The 19,921-nt window shown below is 41.2% G+C and carries 30 protein-coding genes; all 30 read right to left on the bottom strand.

The window, feature by feature from the left end; translation table 11 throughout:
• Positions 1-6 precede the first annotated feature (6 nt).
• On the bottom strand, positions 7-714 hold the full coding sequence (locus tag ACRPI0_RS05670) for a LysM peptidoglycan-binding domain-containing protein (RefSeq protein WP_432355320.1): 708 nt from the start codon (positions 712-714) through the stop codon (positions 7-9).
• A complete protein-coding gene (locus ACRPI0_RS05665; RefSeq protein ID WP_432355319.1) occupies positions 714-2,108 on the bottom strand; it encodes a hypothetical protein in 1,395 nt (464 codons plus the stop codon). The genes ACRPI0_RS05670 and ACRPI0_RS05665 overlap by 1 nt, the downstream gene beginning before the upstream one ends.
• A 210-nt stretch (positions 2,109-2,318) precedes the next feature.
• Complete coding sequence (locus tag ACRPI0_RS05660) at positions 2,319-2,990, bottom strand: hypothetical protein (protein WP_432355318.1); 672 nt, start codon at positions 2,988-2,990, stop codon at positions 2,319-2,321.
• 95 nt (positions 2,991-3,085) lie between these two features.
• Positions 3,086-3,829 (bottom strand): hypothetical protein, encoded by a 744-nt coding sequence (locus tag ACRPI0_RS05655; RefSeq protein ID WP_432355317.1) that lies wholly within the window; start codon positions 3,827-3,829, stop codon positions 3,086-3,088.
• A 181-nt stretch (positions 3,830-4,010) separates the two neighbouring features.
• Positions 4,011-4,427, bottom strand: a complete 417-nt coding sequence (locus ACRPI0_RS05650; RefSeq protein WP_432355316.1) for a phage tail assembly chaperone — start codon at positions 4,425-4,427, stop codon at positions 4,011-4,013.
• Between the two features lie 56 nt (positions 4,428-4,483).
• On the bottom strand, positions 4,484-4,915 hold the full coding sequence (locus ACRPI0_RS05645) for a phage tail tube protein (RefSeq protein WP_432355315.1): 432 nt from the start codon (positions 4,913-4,915) through the stop codon (positions 4,484-4,486).
• A 3-nt stretch (positions 4,916-4,918) separates the two neighbouring features.
• Positions 4,919-5,947, bottom strand: coding sequence for a phage tail sheath subtilisin-like domain-containing protein (locus ACRPI0_RS05640; protein ID WP_432355314.1), 1,029 nt, complete (start codon positions 5,945-5,947; stop codon positions 4,919-4,921).
• A 3-nt stretch (positions 5,948-5,950) separates the two neighbouring features.
• A complete protein-coding gene (locus ACRPI0_RS05635) occupies positions 5,951-6,406 on the bottom strand; it encodes a hypothetical protein (protein WP_432355312.1) in 456 nt (151 codons plus the stop codon).
• 4 nt (positions 6,407-6,410) lie between these two features.
• On the bottom strand, positions 6,411-6,803 hold the full coding sequence (locus tag ACRPI0_RS05630; RefSeq protein ID WP_432355311.1) for a hypothetical protein: 393 nt from the start codon (positions 6,801-6,803) through the stop codon (positions 6,411-6,413).
• Positions 6,800-7,135, bottom strand: a complete 336-nt coding sequence (locus ACRPI0_RS05625; RefSeq protein ID WP_432355310.1) for a hypothetical protein — start codon at positions 7,133-7,135, stop codon at positions 6,800-6,802. The genes ACRPI0_RS05630 and ACRPI0_RS05625 overlap by 4 nt, the downstream gene beginning before the upstream one ends.
• Positions 7,132-7,515, bottom strand: coding sequence for a hypothetical protein (locus ACRPI0_RS05620; RefSeq protein WP_432355309.1), 384 nt, complete (start codon positions 7,513-7,515; stop codon positions 7,132-7,134). The genes ACRPI0_RS05625 and ACRPI0_RS05620 overlap by 4 nt, the downstream gene beginning before the upstream one ends.
• Before the next feature lie 32 nt (positions 7,516-7,547).
• Entirely contained in the window at positions 7,548-7,817 is a 270-nt protein-coding gene (locus ACRPI0_RS05615; RefSeq protein WP_432355308.1) for a Rho termination factor N-terminal domain-containing protein, read from the bottom strand.
• A gap of 63 nt (positions 7,818-7,880) precedes the next feature.
• Positions 7,881-8,867 carry a major capsid protein gene (locus ACRPI0_RS05610; protein WP_432355307.1) on the bottom strand — a complete coding sequence of 329 codons (987 nt, stop codon included), beginning with the start codon at positions 8,865-8,867 and terminating at the stop codon, positions 7,881-7,883.
• Positions 8,868-8,891: 24 nt separating this feature from the next.
• Positions 8,892-9,242 carry a hypothetical protein gene (locus tag ACRPI0_RS05605; protein WP_432355306.1) on the bottom strand — a complete coding sequence of 117 codons (351 nt, stop codon included), beginning with the start codon at positions 9,240-9,242 and terminating at the stop codon, positions 8,892-8,894.
• Entirely contained in the window at positions 9,242-9,988 is a 747-nt protein-coding gene (locus ACRPI0_RS05600; RefSeq protein WP_432355305.1) for a hypothetical protein, read from the bottom strand. The genes ACRPI0_RS05605 and ACRPI0_RS05600 overlap by 1 nt, the downstream gene beginning before the upstream one ends.
• Positions 9,989-10,142: 154 nt before the next feature.
• On the bottom strand, positions 10,143-11,051 hold the full coding sequence (locus tag ACRPI0_RS05595) for a phage minor head protein (protein ID WP_432355304.1): 909 nt from the start codon (positions 11,049-11,051) through the stop codon (positions 10,143-10,145).
• A 2-nt stretch (positions 11,052-11,053) separates the two neighbouring features.
• The gene (locus ACRPI0_RS05590) at positions 11,054-12,580 is read right to left on the bottom strand and encodes a hypothetical protein (protein WP_432355302.1); all 1,527 of its coding nucleotides are present in this window, start codon (positions 12,578-12,580) and stop codon (positions 11,054-11,056) included.
• A gap of 13 nt (positions 12,581-12,593) precedes the next feature.
• Positions 12,594-13,868, bottom strand: coding sequence for a PBSX family phage terminase large subunit (locus ACRPI0_RS05585; protein ID WP_432355301.1), 1,275 nt, complete (start codon positions 13,866-13,868; stop codon positions 12,594-12,596).
• Positions 13,861-14,745 (bottom strand): terminase small subunit, encoded by an 885-nt coding sequence (locus tag ACRPI0_RS05580; RefSeq protein WP_432355300.1) that lies wholly within the window; start codon positions 14,743-14,745, stop codon positions 13,861-13,863. Before ACRPI0_RS05580 ends, ACRPI0_RS05585 begins: the two co-directional genes overlap by 8 nt.
• A 59-nt stretch (positions 14,746-14,804) precedes the next feature.
• Positions 14,805-15,077 carry a hypothetical protein gene (locus tag ACRPI0_RS05575; RefSeq protein ID WP_432355299.1) on the bottom strand — a complete coding sequence of 91 codons (273 nt, stop codon included), beginning with the start codon at positions 15,075-15,077 and terminating at the stop codon, positions 14,805-14,807.
• Positions 15,078-15,229: 152 nt separating this feature from the next.
• Positions 15,230-15,721 (bottom strand): sigma-70 family RNA polymerase sigma factor, encoded by a 492-nt coding sequence (locus ACRPI0_RS05570; RefSeq protein WP_432355298.1) that lies wholly within the window; start codon positions 15,719-15,721, stop codon positions 15,230-15,232.
• A 14-nt stretch (positions 15,722-15,735) separates the two neighbouring features.
• Positions 15,736-15,897, bottom strand: a complete 162-nt coding sequence (locus ACRPI0_RS05565) for a hypothetical protein (protein ID WP_432355297.1) — start codon at positions 15,895-15,897, stop codon at positions 15,736-15,738.
• A gap of 101 nt (positions 15,898-15,998) precedes the next feature.
• Positions 15,999-16,586 carry an RloB family protein gene (locus tag ACRPI0_RS05560; protein WP_432355296.1) on the bottom strand — a complete coding sequence of 196 codons (588 nt, stop codon included), beginning with the start codon at positions 16,584-16,586 and terminating at the stop codon, positions 15,999-16,001.
• Positions 16,570-17,898 carry an AAA family ATPase gene (locus ACRPI0_RS05555; RefSeq protein WP_432355295.1) on the bottom strand — a complete coding sequence of 443 codons (1,329 nt, stop codon included), beginning with the start codon at positions 17,896-17,898 and terminating at the stop codon, positions 16,570-16,572. The genes ACRPI0_RS05560 and ACRPI0_RS05555 overlap by 17 nt, the downstream gene beginning before the upstream one ends.
• A gap of 90 nt (positions 17,899-17,988) precedes the next feature.
• Positions 17,989-18,183 (bottom strand): hypothetical protein, encoded by a 195-nt coding sequence (locus tag ACRPI0_RS05550; protein ID WP_432355294.1) that lies wholly within the window; start codon positions 18,181-18,183, stop codon positions 17,989-17,991.
• 154 nt (positions 18,184-18,337) lie between these two features.
• Entirely contained in the window at positions 18,338-18,511 is a 174-nt protein-coding gene (locus tag ACRPI0_RS05545) for an XtrA/YqaO family protein (protein ID WP_432355892.1), read from the bottom strand.
• Positions 18,512-18,867: 356 nt separating this feature from the next.
• On the bottom strand, positions 18,868-19,104 hold the full coding sequence (locus ACRPI0_RS05540; RefSeq protein WP_432355293.1) for a hypothetical protein: 237 nt from the start codon (positions 19,102-19,104) through the stop codon (positions 18,868-18,870).
• Positions 19,082-19,282, bottom strand: a complete 201-nt coding sequence (locus ACRPI0_RS05535) for a DUF6877 family protein (RefSeq protein WP_432355292.1) — start codon at positions 19,280-19,282, stop codon at positions 19,082-19,084. The genes ACRPI0_RS05540 and ACRPI0_RS05535 overlap by 23 nt, the downstream gene beginning before the upstream one ends.
• Positions 19,283-19,425: 143 nt before the next feature.
• Positions 19,426-19,632, bottom strand: coding sequence for a hypothetical protein (locus ACRPI0_RS05530; RefSeq protein ID WP_432355291.1), 207 nt, complete (start codon positions 19,630-19,632; stop codon positions 19,426-19,428).
• Between the two features lie 46 nt (positions 19,633-19,678).
• Positions 19,679-19,915 carry a hypothetical protein gene (locus ACRPI0_RS05525; RefSeq protein WP_432355290.1) on the bottom strand — a complete coding sequence of 79 codons (237 nt, stop codon included), beginning with the start codon at positions 19,913-19,915 and terminating at the stop codon, positions 19,679-19,681.
• Positions 19,916-19,921 lie beyond the last annotated feature (6 nt).

Genomic DNA, 19,921 nt, shown 5'->3' with positions numbered 1-19,921 from the left:
CACCTCCTACTTCGGTATCGTTAGTTTTTGTCCGGGATGAATTGTGTATTTGTCTCGAGCTTTTGCTTTTTTATTTGCAGCATCAATTGCTTTTTTATTAGCGTTATAGACTTTGATATAATTCGCTTTCCCATAGAAAGCAAGTGCGACTTTACCAAGGTAGTCTCCTTTTTTTACCGTATATGTAGCCGGTAGTTTTGAAGCTTTGGGAGCAGTAGGTTTCTTAGCAGTTGTTTTAATTCCACCAGAGCCACTTGTCTTTTTCAAAGCAACTCTTCGATAATGAGGCGGCTTGTAGTTCATGATGTCGAGTGTATAAAAGATATCACCAAGACTCCCAGCACGCTCGACATCATAATCTAGGTTCGTTATAACAACACTTCTATTTAAACCGCCCTCTTTGCTATAGAGCCGAAGTGGTGCTTCAAGATCAATCCAAGCGCGTAACTTCTGCAGATTTTGAGAAGGTGTTTTGTAATCGCCTTCACTCTCCACAACGTAACTTGAATCGTAGTGAGCAGGAAAGAATGTTTCCATTTTGAATCGATCAAGTTTTTCCCCGCCGAATACCACCCGTTCCCCGGCACCTACAATATCAATTGTTTCAGCTTTTCCAGCAACTGAAGTGGGAAGGGATTCGGGAAGCACAGGGATGTTGATAAAACTTTTCTTATCGTTTTCTTCCCAAATGGAAATGTGAATGTATTTTCTCATTAATGAACACCTGCCAATGCACCGTTGCCGATGGCCAAGTTCACCTCATCGACGATTTCTCTTGCGATTTCTTTAGTGGGTTTGTTGTGTCCGATGACTTGAATGGATCCGATAGATATTGGAGAACTAGACGGAATCGAGTTATCGGTCTTCTTCCCTGAAATTGTTTTCCTTCCAGATAATGAGCTGGTATCAATAACAGGCTTATCTCCACTGGATTTCAACACACCCATACCACGCAACGTATTAGATTGATTAGCGGTAAGAATCGATTCACCAACATGTGTTTCTGCTAAATATCCATTAAAAGGAACGGATGCCAATCCGGTTGCGTGTGATCCGTCTGCAGAAGTAGGTATGAAGAAATCGCCAACTGCAGAAGCGCCCTTCACCAACCAATCAGGAGGTTTAATATTCTTGAATGTATCGGTCAAATCGGTGACTCGGCTCATAACCGTATCTATCGAGTCACGTAATCCATCCAAAAACTTTGAAATCGCTTCAAGCGCTGGTTTTGCCCTCTCCGAAGCTTCTTCAAATTTATCCCCTATCCAACCAAGTATCGGTTTTACGTAATTGTTCCAAATAGTTTCTAAGTAAGAGAAAGTTATTTGAATTGCTGCAGCCAAAAGCTTTAGGATAGGGCTAACAATTCCCCATAAAATTTGGAATGTACCCCACACTAATTTCAGCAAAGGTAGCACAATGGTATTGAAAACCGTACCTACAATATCGCCAATTACACTAAAAGCTGTTCCTAGTGCAATGAAAATCGGTTGCAGGATATCCCATAAATCTTGGAATACGATGGTCACACCTGGGGCCATTTGAAGAAAGAAGTCCCATAATTGCTGGCTGACGTCTTGCATCTTACCTAAAAATGAAGTAATGCCTTCAATTGCTGCTCCAACGGAATCGGTTGAGAATGCGCTCTGGAGTGCTACGCTCACTTGTTCAAATACGGCTGGCAAATTGTTCTGCATCCAAACAATAGCTGGATGGCTCTTGATAAAATCGAAAGCCACTCCGATTGTTGTAAAAATAGCCGTAATACTTGCAGCCATTTTTTCGCCATCGATATTTTGCAAAACTCCCGTGAGACCTTTTATTCCTTCGGTGGCCACTTCTAGGAGCGGTTGACCAACGGCCGCTTTCAAATCAGTCCACGATTGCTTCATATTGCCGAGGACGTTTTCAAGACCATCTGATTCCCTAGCAGCTTGTCCCATGGCTCCAGATACTTTGTTCGCATCCTCAACCATTTTAAGAAGGGTCAGCTGTTTCTGTGCTTCAGACAATTTTTTAAACGACTTTCCGTACAAATCAGTAGCAGCGGAGTTTCTAGTGGTTTCAGTAGCAGATAAACCTAGTGCTGCATCGTTTTCGAAGTTCACATTGTTATCGCAAAGGCTTTTTATCCCTTGCTTCTGGAGGTCGCCCTCATTGGTTATCGGCTTGTCAATTCAAGCCCAGGTCGGCATACATTTTCAACTCGTTGAGTTGTCGGAGACTCGTGGGGGAGTTACAGTCTATGCTTTTTGCGCAAAACAAAAAGCATAGGATCGTCCCCTATGCTCTACGGTGCTAACAGATTTTTATATCTGTTAGTTACCTCGGTATTTTCTGTTTTTCTTGAATAATATATCAGGGTTTCTTTCACCTTTGTGATACCTGGATTTGACCGCTTGGTATGTGATTAATGGCTCGGCTTGACTATATGCCTGTTTAAGGCTCATCATTTTCCCTTGATATTCAATCCAAAGGGTATCGCGCTTATTGTTCAGTTGGACATCGAATCCTGCCCATCTGCAATTAGAAGGCTCGTAATTCCCTTCTACATTAACGCGATCAATACTGAGGTTTTCTTTATACCCATTTAACAGTGCCCATTTCTCAAATGTCTCAAAATCATTTCGCCATTCATCACAAACCGTTATGCCTTTAGCGCCGTAAAGATGATAGTTGTAGTCGTTCGGGTTATAGCAGCGACCATTCATGTGATACCAAATGGTGGCTATTCGACTATGAGATTTGCCATGAGTCCTGCGAGACAAACCGCTTCTTGCCTGTTCTTTTTGCAAGCAGCCGCATGAATTGCTTTGCTTACCAAGCAGATTACCCCGAACAGTTACTGTGTTTCCGCATTCACATTCGCAGACCCAAAACGCTCCCTGCCTTTTCTTGGCGTCGACCGCCTTAGTCTTTTCTTCATCAATGCGGATTGCGGTTAACCTACCATACTTTTTCCCAGCCCTATCCAGAAACCTTGTATACAATGAAAGCACCCCTTTCGGTTAACCCTCATTGTATCACTTACTGAAGAAACATTCAATATTTCCAGAACAGATGTTCACCGATTTTCCCCGATTTGCTACGCCGCTTCACAGCGGCGAGGGGCAACTAATTTACCCTTTAAGAATGACTGTAAGCTTTCGGTTGTATCCTCAAGAGACCGATCATAAAATGCCGCGCTATCCGCAATTGTACGCATGGATCGATCCGCTAGATCCAGTGAATCCGCTGTACTCATACCGCCCGTTTTAGCGAATGCGGCAATCTTGGTGAAGCTGCCTTTCATACGGTTTTCGAGAATAGTTGATTCCTTGCCGATGGCGCCTAGTCGAGTACCTGCTTCACCTTCAAGTTTCCCGAACACTTCCGAGAACTGGGCTTCCATTGCTTTGGCACCACCAGATGCTTCCACCATACTTACCGCTAAATCTTTGAATTTATCGATAGCAAATACAGTCGCGATGATTCCTCCAGCAGTTTTAAAAGCAGCACCAATTTTACCTCCAGCGGAATGACCAGCATTTCCCGCATCATTCAAGTTGTCACCCGCATTGCCCCCGGCATTTCCAAGACGCTCAGCTTCTTCTCGTGCCAGTTCTAATTGTCTCTGCAAATCTGCAGTGTGCTGACCACTTTGCTGGGTTTCATCGGAGAATTGACGAATCTGATCAGTGGCTTGATTAGCAGATCGTTCAATATCATTCCATAAACTATCCGTTTGGCGCATCCGCTGTTCCAACTTGTCAAACTCTTTAAGTGCGTTCCGAATGGGTTTAGTAAATTCGTCTGTCAATCTGAGCGTGGCTTTCAAATCATAGGCCATTACCGGTTACCCCCTTTCTTCGGACCCTTGGGCTTCGGCTTATCTTCACCTTCAACTAAAATCGAAGCGACTAACATACGTCTGCGAATTGGTTCCATCTCCAAAATGTCAACAATGTCGTATTTATTGTTTGTGCCGATTCGGATGGAATGCGCTATGCCCATCATGTAATCGCTTCGTATTAGTTTTTTAGTTCTTCGACTTCCTCTTCTTCCACTTCAGGAGTAGCGCCTGAAAGTTCATTGGACTTCTGCAAAATCTTGCCGATTTCAAAAGGTGTAAATAATTTGTTGATAGCTTGTTCATGGGTTTTAACACCGATTCGAGACAATGTATCCTCTTGATACAGATTGAAAGGCTCCCCATTTACTTTTTTAAGAGACTTAGCAATCATATCCATGGTGAATCCATCAGTATTTCGTTCACCTGGTCCACCTTTTCGAGGAATTGTATTTTTCTTAATAAGATTTTGAGTCGTTTTCCAATCCAAAGCTTCTAATTCCAACACCAAGCCGATGTGTGGAAGTTCTAGTTCCCCAGTCGCTTTTACATCACGTTGTAACCATTTCTCCAATGCTAAATGTGAATCGTTTGCCATTAAAAATTCCCCCTTGAGTTATAAATAGATAAATAAAAAGAAGGCACCTGGCCCTCTTAATCTTCCAGAATTTCGAATGAATCCGCTGAGAACGCAAATTCTTGTTCAACTGGTGTTCCATGTTCCCCATTGAAGAGAGGGAATTTACTGTATTTCACACCGTATAATTGAACTTTATACGGGCTGTTTACAGCAGGATCGTCATTGACTAACAAAAGATTAGTAACCAGTGGTGCTTTTTTAGGATCTCGCATGAACCCTGTGAGTCGCTTGATAAACGATGAATCATATTGATGTCCTGTCATGCTTCCAGTAATTTTATAACCGGAAAACTTTTCACCAGGATTTAATTTCCCTGACTGTTTGACTTCTTCATAAGCAACGTCCAAATCGACAGTAATGCTATGAAACTGAGCCAGCCAAACACCATCTTCTATTGCTTGTGCATATGTGCCGGAAAAGGCTTCATGCGCTTGGTATGGATTCATCTCTTACGCCCCCAATCCGATAGTAATATAAATTTCTTCCATCGCTTCTAGATCACGTACAAAGCCATTGACAACGACCTGTTGAGGTGATGGGCCTTGTTCCACTCGAACACTCCAAGTGTCTGCCTCAATGACCCCTTGAGCTTCTAGCACTCTGAGATAATCCGTTAAGTCGGCTCTCATGGATAGGCGTTGGTTCGGACCGTTCGCTACTTTGCCAATATATTTATTCTCAATCAGGAATTTCCATTCGCGTGCCAACGTGTGCTTAATTGCTGTCCGCTTCAAGCTCGTGCCTGCTGTTGTTACACCTCGAATGAGACGAACATTGCGACCTGTATATTCGAAGACAATGGCACCCGCAACCAGTGCGTCACGTACCTGCGTAGCAGACAAGCGTACATTGACGTCAGTAGCTTCAGGGACATCTAAGTATGTGATTGATCCAGACAAAGGAGTAGAGGCCCATGCACCTGCTACAAACGGAGCAATATCGACACTGTTCATCGCTACACCGCCAATTAGTGGAGCGTTAATGATATTTGTTATGTTTTCGCTTTTATCAACAGTTGATCTAGCAATACCAGCTGCTATATCCGTATCACTAGCGACACCGTAGAACATTTCATGACGGTTGTCTTTTTCTTCTTGGGTTTTAAGCCATACTTTCCAATCAGCAACCTCTGCTGGTGTAAGCGCATGATCAAACGTCAATGCTTCAAAAAATTGGAGCTCCAGCTGTGTTTGCGCTACAGAGTAATCAGCTGCTAACTTCGGTTGAGTAAACACGATTACTTTAGACGCTCCACCCTGAAATGCTCGAGTGATATCAGCTAAGTGAGTGACTCCGACTGTCTTCTTCGCTTCTCCATCACCAGAGAATTCATAAATCGTTCCCGGCGTCGCTGTTTCGTTATAGTTTTTCTTTACGATAACCACGACACCATCTGAACCTTCGATAGCTGCAACGGCCGCTTCGACAAAGTTCACAAAGACACCTGGTCTCCCTTTATCCATCGTTGTAAAGGTCATGTGTCACCCTCCTAAATTCATAATGTATTCTTGCATCAATGCATATTGCTGAGAAGTTCGTACCGAGCCGGTCTTCGTTTCCAAAACAGAAAGTGTAAAACGTTTACCTGATTCAGTTTCCTGCGGTTGACCAACGCTGTATGCGCGAACTCGTGTAAACCACATATTTCTGTCAGCATCCATATATGGAATTGTGATTCCGTGTATTAATTGTTTTGCAAGTTGAGAAGATACTCCGACAACATTGCCGATGTGGTCATGGAAATAAATCACTTGCCATTGTCGAATATGTTCGCTTGACCAAGAGTTAATCATCCTTGGTTCTTCACCTAAGAAGCGAAGGACTAACATTCCGCTATAGGGCTCTTCAGGTAAGTTCAACAACTCGATTGCTGTTTCTACTGGTAAGAACGGTTGAATGTAATTCGTAATCGCGTCTAATTCAATTAAAGGATCCATTTCCTCACCTCCATCTGCCGTCAAGACTCTTCTCAATTTCACTTTGAACGATACTCATAGAACGGCTTTCATCCATTGTGTCTTCAAGCCAAGTGAGCGATGTGCCAGCTTTTTTGGGGCTGTATCCTTTTCTAGAGCCTACTTCGTGTAAAAAGTAGGCATAGTTAAATCCCTTGCTGTATGAATTCGAGAGCAAGGTTCCTTCCATGAGACCTGTATCAATTTGTGATTTCATTTCAGAACGTAGAAATTCAATGTCAGCAGGAGCAATAGGACGCGCTCTTTGAATCCAATCATCTAACGCTTCATGTAAGCCGGTAATCGCTCCGTCTCTAATCTCTTGTGGGGCATTCACCAACAGTTGGCGAAAATTATTCCCATTGTCGAACTTAATCATATAAACACCCGAGTAAAGAGCGGTTTCCCACTCAGTCCACGAGCAGGTGCTATATTTTGAGGCTCTCGATTGGTCATCGCGTTTCCGAACTCATCAATAAACTTAAAACGATCATTGTAAAGAACTTTAAGCGCTTGCGACCGTTTCAATTCAGAGGTTTTGATTAGGACCGTAAGAGTTGTCAGAACTTCCTTACCAGCGGCATTTGTTGTTTTCTTAGTCTCATTGACAATACGAGCACGCATAGTGAATTTCTCGGTAGTCAGTGGCTCTTTGTACTTGTCCCATGCCGTCACACGTTGCAGTTCAATGGTTTGATTGTTAGGAATCATATCAATCGCCCCACCCTTGCGCGTTTCTTTTGAGTTTCGAGAAGTTCGAAGTAAGCTAGGACGTCTGGGGCAATCCCAATTCCGCTGTCAGCATCACCAAACGAAACAGACACGCCATCCACACTGTACGAAGTAGCACCTGTCCTACGAATCTTCTGAATCGCTTCTGCTTCTTCCCCTTCTACACTCAGACTCTTAGTCATGTAGAGCGTTTGGAGCGCCACTACTTTCGGGGTTAATAGACTTTCTGCATAATATAGAGAAAGTCGCTCGTAAGCAGTAAAGACATAACTTACTTGTTCTTCTGGAGTAAGTGTTTTGTAACTTTCCGTGCCGGATAACAATTTTAAATAGGCATCAGTTTTTACAAAGTCCATCATGCCAATTACCTCCAACTAAAAAACCGGAGCGATCAGGCTTCGACTTCTTGTTTTTCTTCAATCGCTTGAATCAATTCATCTTTTTTCATGTTACCGAATCCATCGATCTCCATTCCTTCTGCTAGGGTTTTCAGTTCCGCAACAGTGTTATCGGAAAGAGACAGGTTCTTTATTTCTTCTTGGATAGCGGTAACTTTATCACCCAGATGCTTTGCTTGCTCAGCAGTCAGTTCTACTTCCTCATCTATTTTCACGAGTGCTCCGTTATGAGTTAAATAAGCATTTGATTTAAACTTTGGCATACAGTTTCCTCCTTGTTTTTGAGAATATAAAAAGCGCCCGATAAAGGCGCTCACTGAATTTTATTAGACGTCCAACCAGACAATCCCAGAAGGCTGTTTTAATGCAGGGAAAGCAGATTCACCGACAAATACAGCTTGCTGTGGTGGGTTAGTCGCTTTGACTTCAGGGATTACATAGACGCCAGGCTGGTAGTTGTTCTCTACAGTTGGGCCAACCATCAGATTCCCTAGGTCTGTTCCGATTAAAGCAATACGGTTCTCAGGGAGCAGACGCTCTTCACCTTTACCTACATCTACTGCTTCATCCGTTACCACATAATCAGGCAATGACATAGCCGTGAAAACATTGCGAAGATCAACCGGCGTGATGATTCGCTGATCTGTCGGAGAACCATAAATTTGTGATTTCATTTGAGCATTTTGAAGCATGTTCGATTCTGCTGAACCAGACATATGGATTATACTAGGTGCCTGTCCACGGTTCACTTTTTTAAACTGTTTAACGGCCAATTGCAGGTCCGTCAAAGGAGTTGCGGTTGCGACAGTAGCCCATGAAGTTGTAGCAGTCAGTTTGTTGGCTGATGGAATGCCAAAGTCGATATCCAATACGATGTCATTCTCATTATAAGAAAGCTTATCGCGGTAGATTGCGGAAGCACGGAAGAATTCTTCTGTCTCACGTACTCCTTCAATCAAGTCATCTGTTTCGTTGTAAACGTAATCGATAACAGATGAACGCTCCCCATCTGAACGAGGACGATTGAATTTAATCAATTCTTTTTCATCCAATTTAAAACCATGTTGGATTTTTGCTACTGAACCATAAGCGATTGAAAGACCTTGCTTGTCACGAAGTGGAGCACCCGCATTCCATCCTGTAATTGATGCTGCACGAGCATACTTGCCTGATACTACTCCGAAAGCGAAGTCTGTATCAAACGTTGATAGCGTTGGCATTACCGCTTCAAGCAACCGACGTCTTGCTGCAGGTACGTTTTCTACATACCCCTGAAATTGTTCACGTTGAAACTCATCTAATGTTAATGGCATTTGTTTTTCCTCCTCTAGTTTTCCTTAGCGTAATTTGTAACGGCTACCAGCTGCGGTAATAAATGCAGGAGTTAGCGTTACCTTTGTTTTGTCTAAATAAGCTTCTTCGTAGGCACCAACTAGTGCATCTGAACCTACTTTTACAGATACATCATGTGTCGTCACATACGGAATAACTTCTGTCGCTAAGTCCGCCCATGGAATCGCTTTTCCGCCAGCAACAGGAATAGATACCGGAGTTCCTGCAAGTACAACACCAGCTGTAAATTTCGTACTGTCTAACGTTAAGCCGCCGACTTTAAAAACTTGACCTTGTGTTGTTTTCAAGATTTCTTTTTGGACCGTGATTGTATCTGTACGTGGTTGTAAATTCATTACTTGTCATCTCCTTTTGAGTGTCGTTGTTTCGCTCGTTCGGCACCAGCTGCATAAGGATCGATTTTCTTTTTCTTGTTCCCCTTCTGCTTCGAACCGGGAGTGAACGATTTCTTTTTAACGCCGCTTTCTTCTTGGTCGTCATCAGAAGTACCGAAGTATTCCGGAAAGTCTGCCTCTAATTCATCAAAGAGATCATCAAGATTCTCCGGTTCTCCATCTTCGTCCAATTCAATGGCATCGATATCTAACAACCGGGCAAGTAGTTTCGGATTATGGCCATTATCAATAGCAAACTCTTTGACTACTGCTTTCTTTTCTCTACGTTCAGCACGCAGGAAGCGTTTTTGTTGTTCATCGTCTCTAGATTTATCATCTTCGTCGTCTGAACCTTTGCCGTTCTTTTTGTTCTCTGTTGCCTTCAAGCGCTTATATTCTTCAGGATCCACGCCCTCGAATTTCTTCATGCGCTTGCCCAGTTGCTCTTTCAACTTCTGATTGTATTGTTTTTTGAACGCTGGGTCCTTCATGAGTTCAGCTAGATTGAGTGAATCATCCTCTGGATCTTCATCGTCCGGGTCATCCTCTGGATCGTCTCCCGGGTTGTCTTCAGGGTCATCCGCAAAGAATTGCAAATCTAGTCGGAGCGGCTGTGCTTTCTCCTCTTCCGTTTGAGCGGGAAGGTCGCTTTTAAATGTTTGAATCATGACTACAAGCCAAATGTAAAGTGTATAAAAAACTCTCATTGTTTTTCCTCCTCTGCGTAGGTGCAGGAACCGATACTCACGAAGTTTAGCGTCTCCTATCGCGGATATGGACCAGTCAGATAACCGAGACCATCGGAGATGATGATCACATCCTTTCAAATTCTAAACACAAAAAAGCACCCCGAAGGATGCTTTAAGATATATCGCCTTTCTTGCGCTCTTTAGCAAGAGCTCGACGCATTTCCCATATTTCTCTACGTTTACTGCTGCTCTCAGCGCTGTTTAACTCCCTAGCGACCTCAGAGTCTGCGACATTCACACCACGAACTTCCAAGTAACATCGACATCGGATGTTCAAACCGATTTTCGAGAAGCCGTGAGGATGTTTTGCCTTATCCCCATCAACATAAAACCAGCCTTCTGAATCAGCTTTCTGTCCGTGAAGTTCGCGATGGGCTTTTCGAACTTTCCCGTCCCGCAACGAATTCCAAATGGTATCAACATCAATTCCCTGTTCTTCAGAATCGACCACACTCTGTACCTGAGCTTGGTTTTGCATGCGAGCGGTTTCCTCTTGGACAACTATTCTAATGCGAGCAGTATCATTTCGAACAATTTCTGTCAGTCTTGTAGTTACAATAGGCAACTCTTCATTTTGACGGAATAAATCTTGCAGTGTACGACGTAAATTCCTGTTGGTCAGCTTTTTATTATGAGCCATGGTTTTTGACAAAGGATATCCCTTCTCAAACGCTCGGGCCAAAACTTCTCCTGTTACCACTTGAATAAGCGGTAATTCTAGTTCTTCTTCATAAGCCTCCATAAATCTTTCGTAAGCAGATTGGAAAGCTTCTTTTGCCTTCCCTTCCACTAAGGAAGAAACGCTTAAATAATGGTCTCCAATAAGATCAGTAATGCGCTTGAAGAACGCTTTTTTTCGTTTACTTCGGGCCATGTTCAACCCATTGTCGGTCCCGTACATTGAGAATAAGTCTGTCGTGCTAAGTAACAATGCAGCCATTAATGCTGTCTCTAGGACATCGATTTCATCAGACGTCTGTTCTTTTTCGAGTTCTTCTTGAATTATTTCGTTATCAATCATGCTTACTCACCTGCCTCTGGTGGATAAGCCGATGCTTCTTCAGCATCTAAGCGACTCAGCTCTTCGAGTATCCATTCCTCACTTGCATCTGGGTTATTGCGACGAATAGTCGTTTCAAGGGACTGAGCACCTTTCTCGAATGCAAGAACGTTTTCTTCAACCAGTTCTTTGTGAGATATCGGAATCATGCCTAGCAGTTGAATTTCGGGTTCTTCGATAACAACTGCAGCATCCTCTTGGTTTGCTAGCCACAACGCACTTTCCACAAGATGCTTCAAGAAAGAAATGTACTCACTCTGAATCTGTTCTGCTTTAACCAATGACAAAAACAAATCATAAAACTTTGCAACCCCTGATTGAGCAGCACTTGCTCCCTCTAAATAAAAATCAACAGCTTTTTCAGAGGTTTTCGTTTCAATGAACATGAGCTTCATTAAATCTTTGACCCATTGGATATCTCCGATTTTCGAGATGTCGACCTGAATGATTTCCATTGCTTTACCAGAATCATCGAAAGTAGTGATTTCTAAATCACGATGATCAATCTTCCCCTCATCACCGTAACGCTCAATCGCTCTGTTACTTAATTCTTGGAAGATACCCTTACTAACAGCAATACGGGGCTTCCCATTGCGCTCAAAAGTGATGGCGCTTCGTGTGAGTGTCCAATTGATTTCGTCTTGTTTCGCCTCTTGGTTTTTCAAGCATGAGACGCCTAATGGATTCATGAAGGTTTTTTCATTCGCCCAATAGGAAATGAATGGACGACCTCGACCAACATATACTGTTTCAAGTTCATCCATGCCAAGCAGTTCCTTCGTTTCATCCTCTTCCAGCGGCTTCGCTTGATCAGAACCATTGAGTTCATACAACAAGTGAGTGGCACGCAAATCGCCGTTCTCGATCCGTTCTCTGTATACCTGAAGATATTCTTCACCATCTTCAAACTCACGTCTGTAGGCCAAGTCAGCACCTAATCCATCAGCATGAGGATAGTAGACATCACGTGACTTGAACTCAAGTCGCAATCCTCGCTCGTCCATCCACGGTACACCCACAAGACCTCCGTCTAATTGGTGCTGCAAGATATTACTGTAATGTTCAAAATGAAGGTTTGAATTTAAGCCTATCTGACGAATCAATTCCTGCTGCAGATGTAGAATCGTTCCGTTTACCGATGTATCAATCGGACCGTCAATCAGGCCATCAGTCTTCTCATTCATTTCAGATACTTGTTCCTCGTCTTGAGTGAGTGAGGTACCGAGCTTTCCGATAGATCGACTGACAAGTAGAGCCGGTATCTCCGGTATTAATTTTGAGATATTCGCAATGATATAAGGTGTCTGTACATTTTGAGCATGAACAGAACCCTCAGTGATATTATCTACAATTTCCCCTTTAGCAATGAGCTCCTTGGCACGTGAAAAGAGTGCGGAATGATTGCCTTCGTATAGATCGCGATAGTAATAAATCTTGCCATGTGTTTTTTCAATCGTACTTTTATCAAACTGCTTCCAATTGATAGTCATGTGTTCACTCCTTTCACCATGCAGAAGCACTGCTTATGCCTGCTTTTGGTGCAAATACTATGGTCGAAACAAAATAACGGTCACTATCGAGCGCGTGATCAAACTGTTTTACCGGTTTGTCCTCGCCCTTAGCGGCCGCTTTTGTGTCCCACACATATGACGAAAATTCTCTAAATGTCTCTTTACAGCAATCGTTATATAATATCAATCCTTCGCTTAAGGCTGTCTGTACGTAACGTATGCCATCCAGTACATCGTTTTTTGCTTTTACAACGCTGAATCCGTCTTTCTCCAACTGTGCGATGAAACTAGCAGCGGATGGATCCACGATGATAGACGAAACATGAATATCTTTTACGAACTGTTTCAGTTCTGCGCTGTACTCCGCATCTGTCTTCTGCCTGCCCGCATTACGTCCGTCATGGTAGTATTCCTTGACCTTGTACCACACCTTGCCGCTCCTGCCCCAAAGACCGAACGTAGTCGGGTTCTGCGTTCCGTAGTCAATCGCAACATGATATTTCTCATACCGCCGTTTTTCGGTAGGCACAACATGCTGGGCTTGATTAAATAAATCATAAATAACACCTTCGGCCAAAACCCATAGACCGAGGATAAAGCGTTTATAGAAGATGCCACTGTACATGCGGTAGTAACGTTCTTTCACTTCCTGCGATAACGAAAGGTTATCTTCCATCGTGAAATGCAGGTGGACTAACTTCTTTTCTGCGCTCTTATCCAGCCATTGTTGCTTGAACCAATGATATGGTCCGGCCGGGTTACAGTTAAACCAGAATTTTGCACCGGTTATGGAACAACGGGCCGTCGCTTGAGAAACAAAGCTTTCAGGCATCAAGGCGACTTCATCGAAAAACATGCCGGCGAGCGTAATCCCCTGAATTAAATCTTGGGAGCCTTCATCTTTTCCGCCAAATACATAGAAATAGTTTGTAACACCATTTTTGGTAATAGACAGCATGTTTTCTGAACGATGATCTTTGACTTGGTAGCCTCGTGATTTGAGCATTCTTTTTAATGGAGTAATCACGTTACGACGGAAAGAACCGATTGTTTTTCCCGCCATACCCAAGTTCTCACCTTGGAAGGTCTCCATTGCCCACATGACATAGGAAAGAGACATCACAATGGTCTTTCCAGCACGTACGGATCCGTCGCAGATAATGCCGTCCATATCCTTAACGGGAGAATCTTCTCTCCACCAAGTGAGGACTTGCATCTGCTTCTTCGAGAATGGCTTGAATTTGAATGGAGCTGGCTTCTTACTCATTAGCCTCCCCCCACACATTTGAGGTCTTGGAATTGATAGCATCTAGGAAGCCATCGTCTTCGTACTCACCTTCATCGCCTTTAATGTGAGTAATCTCAGCTTTAGTTTTCTCGATGTCCGCTTTGAACTTCTCTTCTTGCAAGCGTTTCTTGTCATGATTAGAGAGCAAGTCTGTGTATTTTGCCAGCACATCTAACGCCTTCATCTTGTCGGACAGTTTCACTGATACTCCATCTTTGCCCTGCTTTACTTCTGATATTAGCGTGCCGTCCACTTCATCCGCATTTTTGAAATTAACAAAGTTACGCAGATAGGTGACGTTTTCACCTTCGTCATCCTTGATTGCTTCTCCGTATTCGTTCATAGCAACGACTTCTTCTGAACCGAATATCATGAAGTCTGTTATGTCCGCAAAGGCTATGTCGATGTACTTTTGCAGAATGTCATCAACGCTTAGTTTCTTTTTGCTTAATCGTTCATTACGCATCCTGTCGATCTCTGCAGAAATGTTAGGGTTTGCTAGGTGTCTATGTCCTTCAACTCTAGCTGTCGTATAGGCGCACTCATATGCTTTCTGATAAGCCTTAGTCGCATTAAAGTATTTAATGTAGTAAACACAAAAATCCCGCTGCTTATCTGTCAGTTTATCCGACAGCGCAATGGGCTCTTTTAAATCTATTTTCGGTTGCATCCTTTTAGCAGGGGTTGCAACCTTTCTTGTTTTAGTTGCATCCTTTTCGACGGCATCTCTTGACCAACCATCACGACTTTTCCTGCTCTTCAAAGTACCCAATTTCACATCATGTTTTTCAGCAAGCTTGGCAAGCGTTATCTTACTCGTTTCCCATTCTCTCTGTATCTCTTCCCAGTTTGGCACCTCACATCACCGCCGCCTCCTTTATTTTCAGGCATAGAAAAAGCACCCCATAGGATGCTTTAAACTGAATATTGTTCTGTACTCTTTACCCAATCATCATCTTTTATCTTTTCTTCGATGACATCAATAATCTCTTGTACAGCCTTGTCGACATCTTCATAAACTCTTGCCGGAGAAAAACCTTCTTCTGTCTTAATGATTTTCCCTTGCGTGCCAATTTGACCGTTTTCAAACATAAGTAACTCAAACTCTGCCATGGTTTTACCAGCTGTTACATATCTATAGGTTTTTACCTCATGGCAAACTGATCCTTTAAGCGTTGACTTAAACACATACTCACCTCCCATGCCTAATATCGGCAAAAAAGAAGTACATTTAATATTATTCGTATGTATGGGGCTGGTTGGAGGCGCTGAGTCGCTCGAGCGCACCCCTCCTTTAATGGTTCCCCTCACTTATACAGACTTCGTAAGTCAAACGTAAGTCAAGAGACTTTTTCTCTCACCTTTTTTTCAGCACGTTTAAGGTATCCTTGCACGGTTCCTTTGCTCACTCCCATCTCTTCAGCAATACGTCCCATGCTCATCTTCTGCCCAACATGCAGAATGTAGCACTGCCGCTCACGCAACGACATCTCACCAAAAATCTGTGAGAGTATCATCTTCTCCTCTTGCGTCATGTACAGCTGTTTCGCTCCCATATCCTGCAGTTGTTCCTGGATGTCCGGGATCAGGTCCATGCTCTCAAAATACTGCCGCTGATAGATTGACTTGATGTCTGCTCCTCGATAGTTCCCAGGTTGCCGCCCGGTTGCCATCCACTCCATTGAAAATGCCATGCTATCAATCATGCTATTGATCTGTGTAAGGTCTTGAGCAGAGGAAGGATCCAATCGATTCAGACCATCTCTCATACCTGATAATGCTTTCTTTCCCACTTCATATTCCTGCAGCAATTGATCAGCCCAATTCTCCATCCCGCTTCCCCCTCTTATCTTTTTCTAACTGCCCCGCGTCGCCGTATATATGTGTCCCGATTTGTCCCCATCAATTCCGCTAGGTCTTTGTCAGACAGCCGTTCTATAGGCTTGTTCGCTGTATGGGTATGCTGAATCCTTTCAGGCTTGCCTTGTCGTTCTTGGGCGTTTTTCATGACACCCCTCTTTTCTCATTGTGAAATAAAAAAAGAGGACAACAAATGACACAGCGCAATGCTGTAATCAAATGTTGTCCTCTGGTTGGCCAGGTGGACTTTTATTTTAATTGTTGAATTAAATTATGCATATTTGTATATGGAGAATGAAAAATTGAATTTGAATGTTCTATTAGTAGGAGATTATTATTAAGAGCTATTGATACCTTTTCTGCAATACTTTGTATAAGATTAACATCATTTTTATGTTTATTAAAATCAGAAATACCTAAATTTCTTGATAAGTTTCTAAAAATAATTTTTTTATCATAAGTATTCCCTTTTACTATACTTTCATAATGCATTAGCAGCCACAATTCAAAACTGGTATTTGAAAAAGCAATATTTACCGAATTTTGTTTGGCGATTTTTTGACTTTTTTCAATTTCAATAGTTGTTAAATCATCCTTATCAAAAACAACCCATACCATAATCTTAGATTTGTTTTCATTTTTTGTTTTTTGTATTGCATAATCAACTAAACTGGTACCTGAATTCCCTACACCCTTAACTCTAATTTTTAATGTTGGTACTCTTAACTTCTGTTTTAAAGCATTGAAATAATGCACTTCTGTCTCTTTACCCTCGGTAAATATGTAAATATCTCGTTTTACATCTATTTTTCTTTTACTTCTACTTGGTAGAGCCATAGTCATCACTCTCTTTAAAGATATTTACTTGAAAAAGGGAATCATTAATAATTGGTATTGCTCCAAATTTTCCTTTTATGTAGTCTTTAGCAAATTTAACGTCGCTTCTTGCTTTATTAGACGTTCCATTAAAATCGTATAAAGAATAAAAGTCAGATTGATTATATTTTGATTTTTCCACAAACCAAATTTGATCTACCCTTAATACAGTTGCGTCAAGCAAAGAAATATCATGAGTATTTAAAATAAATTGGGATTTCTCATTATAAAGGGAACTATTGAAAATCTTCAATAAAAACAAAGATATTTCATAATGAAAAGCATTATCAAATTCGTCAATAAAAACTGTTTTACCCTTTTCCATAGCATCCAAAAGAATTAAAGATATTGTAATCATCTTATTTGTTCCACGAGATTCAAAAGACTCTGCGTGCAAACTGCTTTTATCTATAACATTGTCATTCATGTCGTATTTATTATAAACAGTATATACATCAGTAAATTCAATAAAGTCATCAATTTCTGTCATGTTCTCTTTTTCCATAATACTCCTAATATATGCAGGGATTTCTGTTTTTCTTGTACGAGTTTCAATATCTACTATATTGAAGTCGGCAATTTTCAAGAAGTTCAATACCCTTTCTTTTATAGTAGGATCTTCAAGTCTGTTAACAATCCTAGAATTAATAGAAGAATAGTCAGCATCTACAATTAATAAACTATCTAAAAACCAATCGTAAACTTCTTTGCCTTGAACCCCTTCTAAGTCATTGCTAAACTCATTTAAAACGGTTAAATAGAGAACAGTTTTTTTGGTTTTATCAGTAAGGTCGGGTGTGTCATTTAATATATAATCATAATTTCCTTGTAACTCATTATAAGTCCTACTATATATTACTTCATTTCCTTTTTCCTTTAGTATATCCATAGATTCATATATAATCATTTTCTCATTGTATTTTATACTATACTTGTATAATTTTTCTTTAATCAAAAGTATGATTTCAAAAAATGTATAATCCGGTGTATCTTCAGTCATAGAAAATGGTTGATATGGAAGTCTTACCGATTTAGCGGCATTAATTCTATATGAATTCACAATCATAGTCTCAAATGTTTCAATCGCCTCAATTAAATTTGTCTTTCCACTTCCGTTAGCTCCGAAAACCACAGCATTCTTTAGCAAATTAATAGGTTGAGTATTAAAAGTATTAGACTCTCTAAATTTCTTTAAATAAGGAGCTGTTTGTAATGAAAAGGTTTTCTTCTCTAAAATCGACCTAAAGTTCTCAATTGTAAATTCAACTAACATATTTATCCCTCTTTACAACGAATTATTGTAAATAAAAAGCTACAAATTGATTATACTATGTTTATTTACATTTTAATAGCTTTAAGTTTATTAGGATAAAGCCGAATTTAAAATTTTCGAACAAAATATATTGAATTCTTCAAAATTATTTATTTCATATATTTCGTTATAAAGTTTCAATGGTGCCTGTATTATAATTTTCCCTTCACACACTCGCCATACAAAACCAGAATTTTCACTTCTTTGTAGGATAGAAATCACAAATTTAATATCATTAAAATTCAAATCGATAACCTCCTCGTTTTAAAATTTAATGCTATCTCATTAGTTAATTGAATTTTGTCATATCGCGAAACAAGTAATAATAATTCTTTCGCGAATTTCTACAATATCCCTCTTAATTAATATTTAAAATCATTAATCGACAAATTAATTATAATTAAAATTCCTCACCTTCTTCTTTTCTCATCCTTTTAACTTTCCCCTGGTGCGTCACGATCCTATATTCACCATGCTCAGGTAAAACCCGCAGCTTCGCTTTCCCCTCTGAAATTACCACAACACAGTTCATTGGTAGTTCAATTATCCCCAGACTTGTCAAAAATGTATCCATATTTATTGCAATATCTATGTTCACCAGGACCCCTCCTTGTGTTATACTAACCCTGCCAAGGACGGGAGGAATCCTGTCTTTTTATTTGTCTTAAAAGGGGTAATACTATTGAACTTGTTTGAAGGCTTAGAAATAAACATGATGATGTTTGTCGGACCGTTGTTGGTATTATTATTTACTGTCTTATTCACGGCAATAATTTATAGGATAATATTTATAAGAATACTTCCTACAAGCATTTACAACTTTCTAATTGGCCCCATTTGTCTTGTAGGATGCTATATTTGGGTCCTCCCTATGGAGATGGGCTTTTACGAATACTTTAGAGCCTTTTGACAGAGCAAACTCTGTCTTTTTTATTTGTCTCCTAACAGTCCACCCGCACGCTGCTTGATCTCCCCTAACTCCGCCTGATCCATAACCATAAGAGCAATCGTAAGTTGACTCACCTTGAACCGTTTAGCAATCGTCAGAATGTCCGCTCCGTCCTCCCACATACCGCGAAACCGTTCTAACTCCGTTGGCGTCCACACCCACTTGATAGCCGGATTCTGGAAAAGTAAATGCGTATCATCCGATTTTACGCTTACCATGTAGCTCGTCCCCTCGTTTTATGACATTCCGCGCAAACCTCAACTGCTGCTCGATGTACGGATCATCTACCTTGCCACCTGATGCAAGCCAGTCGGTTGTTCGTTTGTCGATATCCTGAAGCACCCAAGTCGGTAACTCGTGTGCTATATCCGCGATTTCCTCCATCGGATTTGCCATGTTCTCACTCCTCACAAAATGTATAGCTTGTCCTCTGACTGTAAATACTTCTAACTCGCCTGAAGGCAAAGGTGACTGTAAAAGAGCGGCTGATCGAGTATGATCAGCTTTCTTTTTCCTTAATATTTTGTTCAGAGAGACTGTTAAAGTTTCACTTCACCCTTACCCGCTACAATAATTTCCATTGCTTGCGCTTCTGTGAATCCTTCTTTTGTAAGTGCTTTGAATTTCTCGCGTTTCATTCTAGCTGCTATCTCATACTCTTCAATGAACTGAGGCAACACCGCCCATAAAGTTTTAGTGCGTTGCTCAAACTCCAACAATTCTTTCGCTGAGAAGATTGGATCCATGTTGATTTCCTCCTTTAGGTGTTGCAGATTATCTTCGTAATGCGTATTAGTCGTTGATTATTTCGTATGTTTTCGTAACTTTGATCTTAACGATTTCATACGTCATTTCTTTACCTAATAGGTATTGGGCTAAATATAAATCTTTTGGAATTAGCCAATTCATTCCGTATAATTTAGCATCTTGAATCGATTCGGATTCTTGGACATGGCTCGGTCTATATCCTAAATCTGTATAGTACTTTCCGTTGTCGAAGCGAACAGCATATGAGTACTCACCTATCATCTATTT

The sequence above is a fragment of the Sporosarcina sp. A2 genome, from assembly GCF_050858885.1.
Lineage (GTDB): Bacteria > Bacillota > Bacilli > Bacillales_A > Planococcaceae > Sporosarcina.
The sequence above is the reverse complement of the archived record's forward strand: the minus strand, read 5'-3'. Positions and strand labels throughout refer to the sequence as shown.

Coding starts and splice junctions, on each gene's coding strand:
- ACRPI0_RS05610 (WP_432355307.1), bottom strand. CDS start 8,867: ATGCCATTAACATTAGATGAGTTTCAACGTGAACAATTTCAGGGGTAT.
- ACRPI0_RS05590 (WP_432355302.1), bottom strand. CDS start 12,580: ATGACTATCAATTGGAAGCAGTTTGATAAAAGTACGATTGAAAAAACA.
- ACRPI0_RS05625 (WP_432355310.1), bottom strand. CDS start 7,135: ATGATTCCTAACAATCAAACCATTGAACTGCAACGTGTGACGGCATGG.
- ACRPI0_RS05630 (WP_432355311.1), bottom strand. CDS start 6,803: ATGATTAAGTTCGACAATGGGAATAATTTTCGCCAACTGTTGGTGAAT.
- ACRPI0_RS05535 (WP_432355292.1), bottom strand. CDS start 19,282: ATGGCAAATCCGATGGAGGAAATCGCGGATATAGCACACGAGTTACCG.
- ACRPI0_RS05525 (WP_432355290.1), bottom strand. CDS start 19,915: ATGATAGGTGAGTACTCATATGCTGTTCGCTTCGACAACGGAAAGTAC.
- ACRPI0_RS05620 (WP_432355309.1), bottom strand. CDS start 7,515: ATGATGGACTTTGTAAAAACTGATGCCTATTTAAAATTGTTATCCGGC.
- ACRPI0_RS05645 (WP_432355315.1), bottom strand. CDS start 4,915: ATGAATCCATACCAAGCGCATGAAGCCTTTTCCGGCACATATGCACAA.
- ACRPI0_RS05670 (WP_432355320.1), bottom strand. CDS start 714: ATGAGAAAATACATTCACATTTCCATTTGGGAAGAAAACGATAAGAAA.
- ACRPI0_RS05635 (WP_432355312.1), bottom strand. CDS start 6,406: ATGGATCCTTTAATTGAATTAGACGCGATTACGAATTACATTCAACCG.
- ACRPI0_RS05530 (WP_432355291.1), bottom strand. CDS start 19,632: ATGGATCCAATCTTCTCAGCGAAAGAATTGTTGGAGTTTGAGCAACGC.
- ACRPI0_RS05650 (WP_432355316.1), bottom strand. CDS start 4,427: ATGGCAAACGATTCACATTTAGCATTGGAGAAATGGTTACAACGTGAT.
- ACRPI0_RS05655 (WP_432355317.1), bottom strand. CDS start 3,829: ATGGCCTATGATTTGAAAGCCACGCTCAGATTGACAGACGAATTTACT.
- ACRPI0_RS05595 (WP_432355304.1), bottom strand. CDS start 11,051: ATGATTGATAACGAAATAATTCAAGAAGAACTCGAAAAAGAACAGACG.
- ACRPI0_RS05615 (WP_432355308.1), bottom strand. CDS start 7,817: ATGCCAAAGTTTAAATCAAATGCTTATTTAACTCATAACGGAGCACTC.
- ACRPI0_RS05585 (WP_432355301.1), bottom strand. CDS start 13,868: ATGAGTAAGAAGCCAGCTCCATTCAAATTCAAGCCATTCTCGAAGAAG.
- ACRPI0_RS05605 (WP_432355306.1), bottom strand. CDS start 9,242: ATGAATTTACAACCACGTACAGATACAATCACGGTCCAAAAAGAAATC.
- ACRPI0_RS05570 (WP_432355298.1), bottom strand. CDS start 15,721: ATGGAGAATTGGGCTGATCAATTGCTGCAGGAATATGAAGTGGGAAAG.
- ACRPI0_RS05560 (WP_432355296.1), bottom strand. CDS start 16,586: ATGGCTCTACCAAGTAGAAGTAAAAGAAAAATAGATGTAAAACGAGAT.
- ACRPI0_RS05600 (WP_432355305.1), bottom strand. CDS start 9,988: ATGAGAGTTTTTTATACACTTTACATTTGGCTTGTAGTCATGATTCAA.
- ACRPI0_RS05545 (WP_432355892.1), bottom strand. CDS start 18,511: ATGGATACATTTTTGACAAGTCTGGGGATAATTGAACTACCAATGAAC.
- ACRPI0_RS05540 (WP_432355293.1), bottom strand. CDS start 19,104: ATGGTAAGCGTAAAATCGGATGATACGCATTTACTTTTCCAGAATCCG.
- ACRPI0_RS05640 (WP_432355314.1), bottom strand. CDS start 5,947: ATGACCTTTACAACGATGGATAAAGGGAGACCAGGTGTCTTTGTGAAC.
- ACRPI0_RS05555 (WP_432355295.1), bottom strand. CDS start 17,898: ATGTTAGTTGAATTTACAATTGAGAACTTTAGGTCGATTTTAGAGAAG.
- ACRPI0_RS05565 (WP_432355297.1), bottom strand. CDS start 15,897: ATGAAAAACGCCCAAGAACGACAAGGCAAGCCTGAAAGGATTCAGCAT.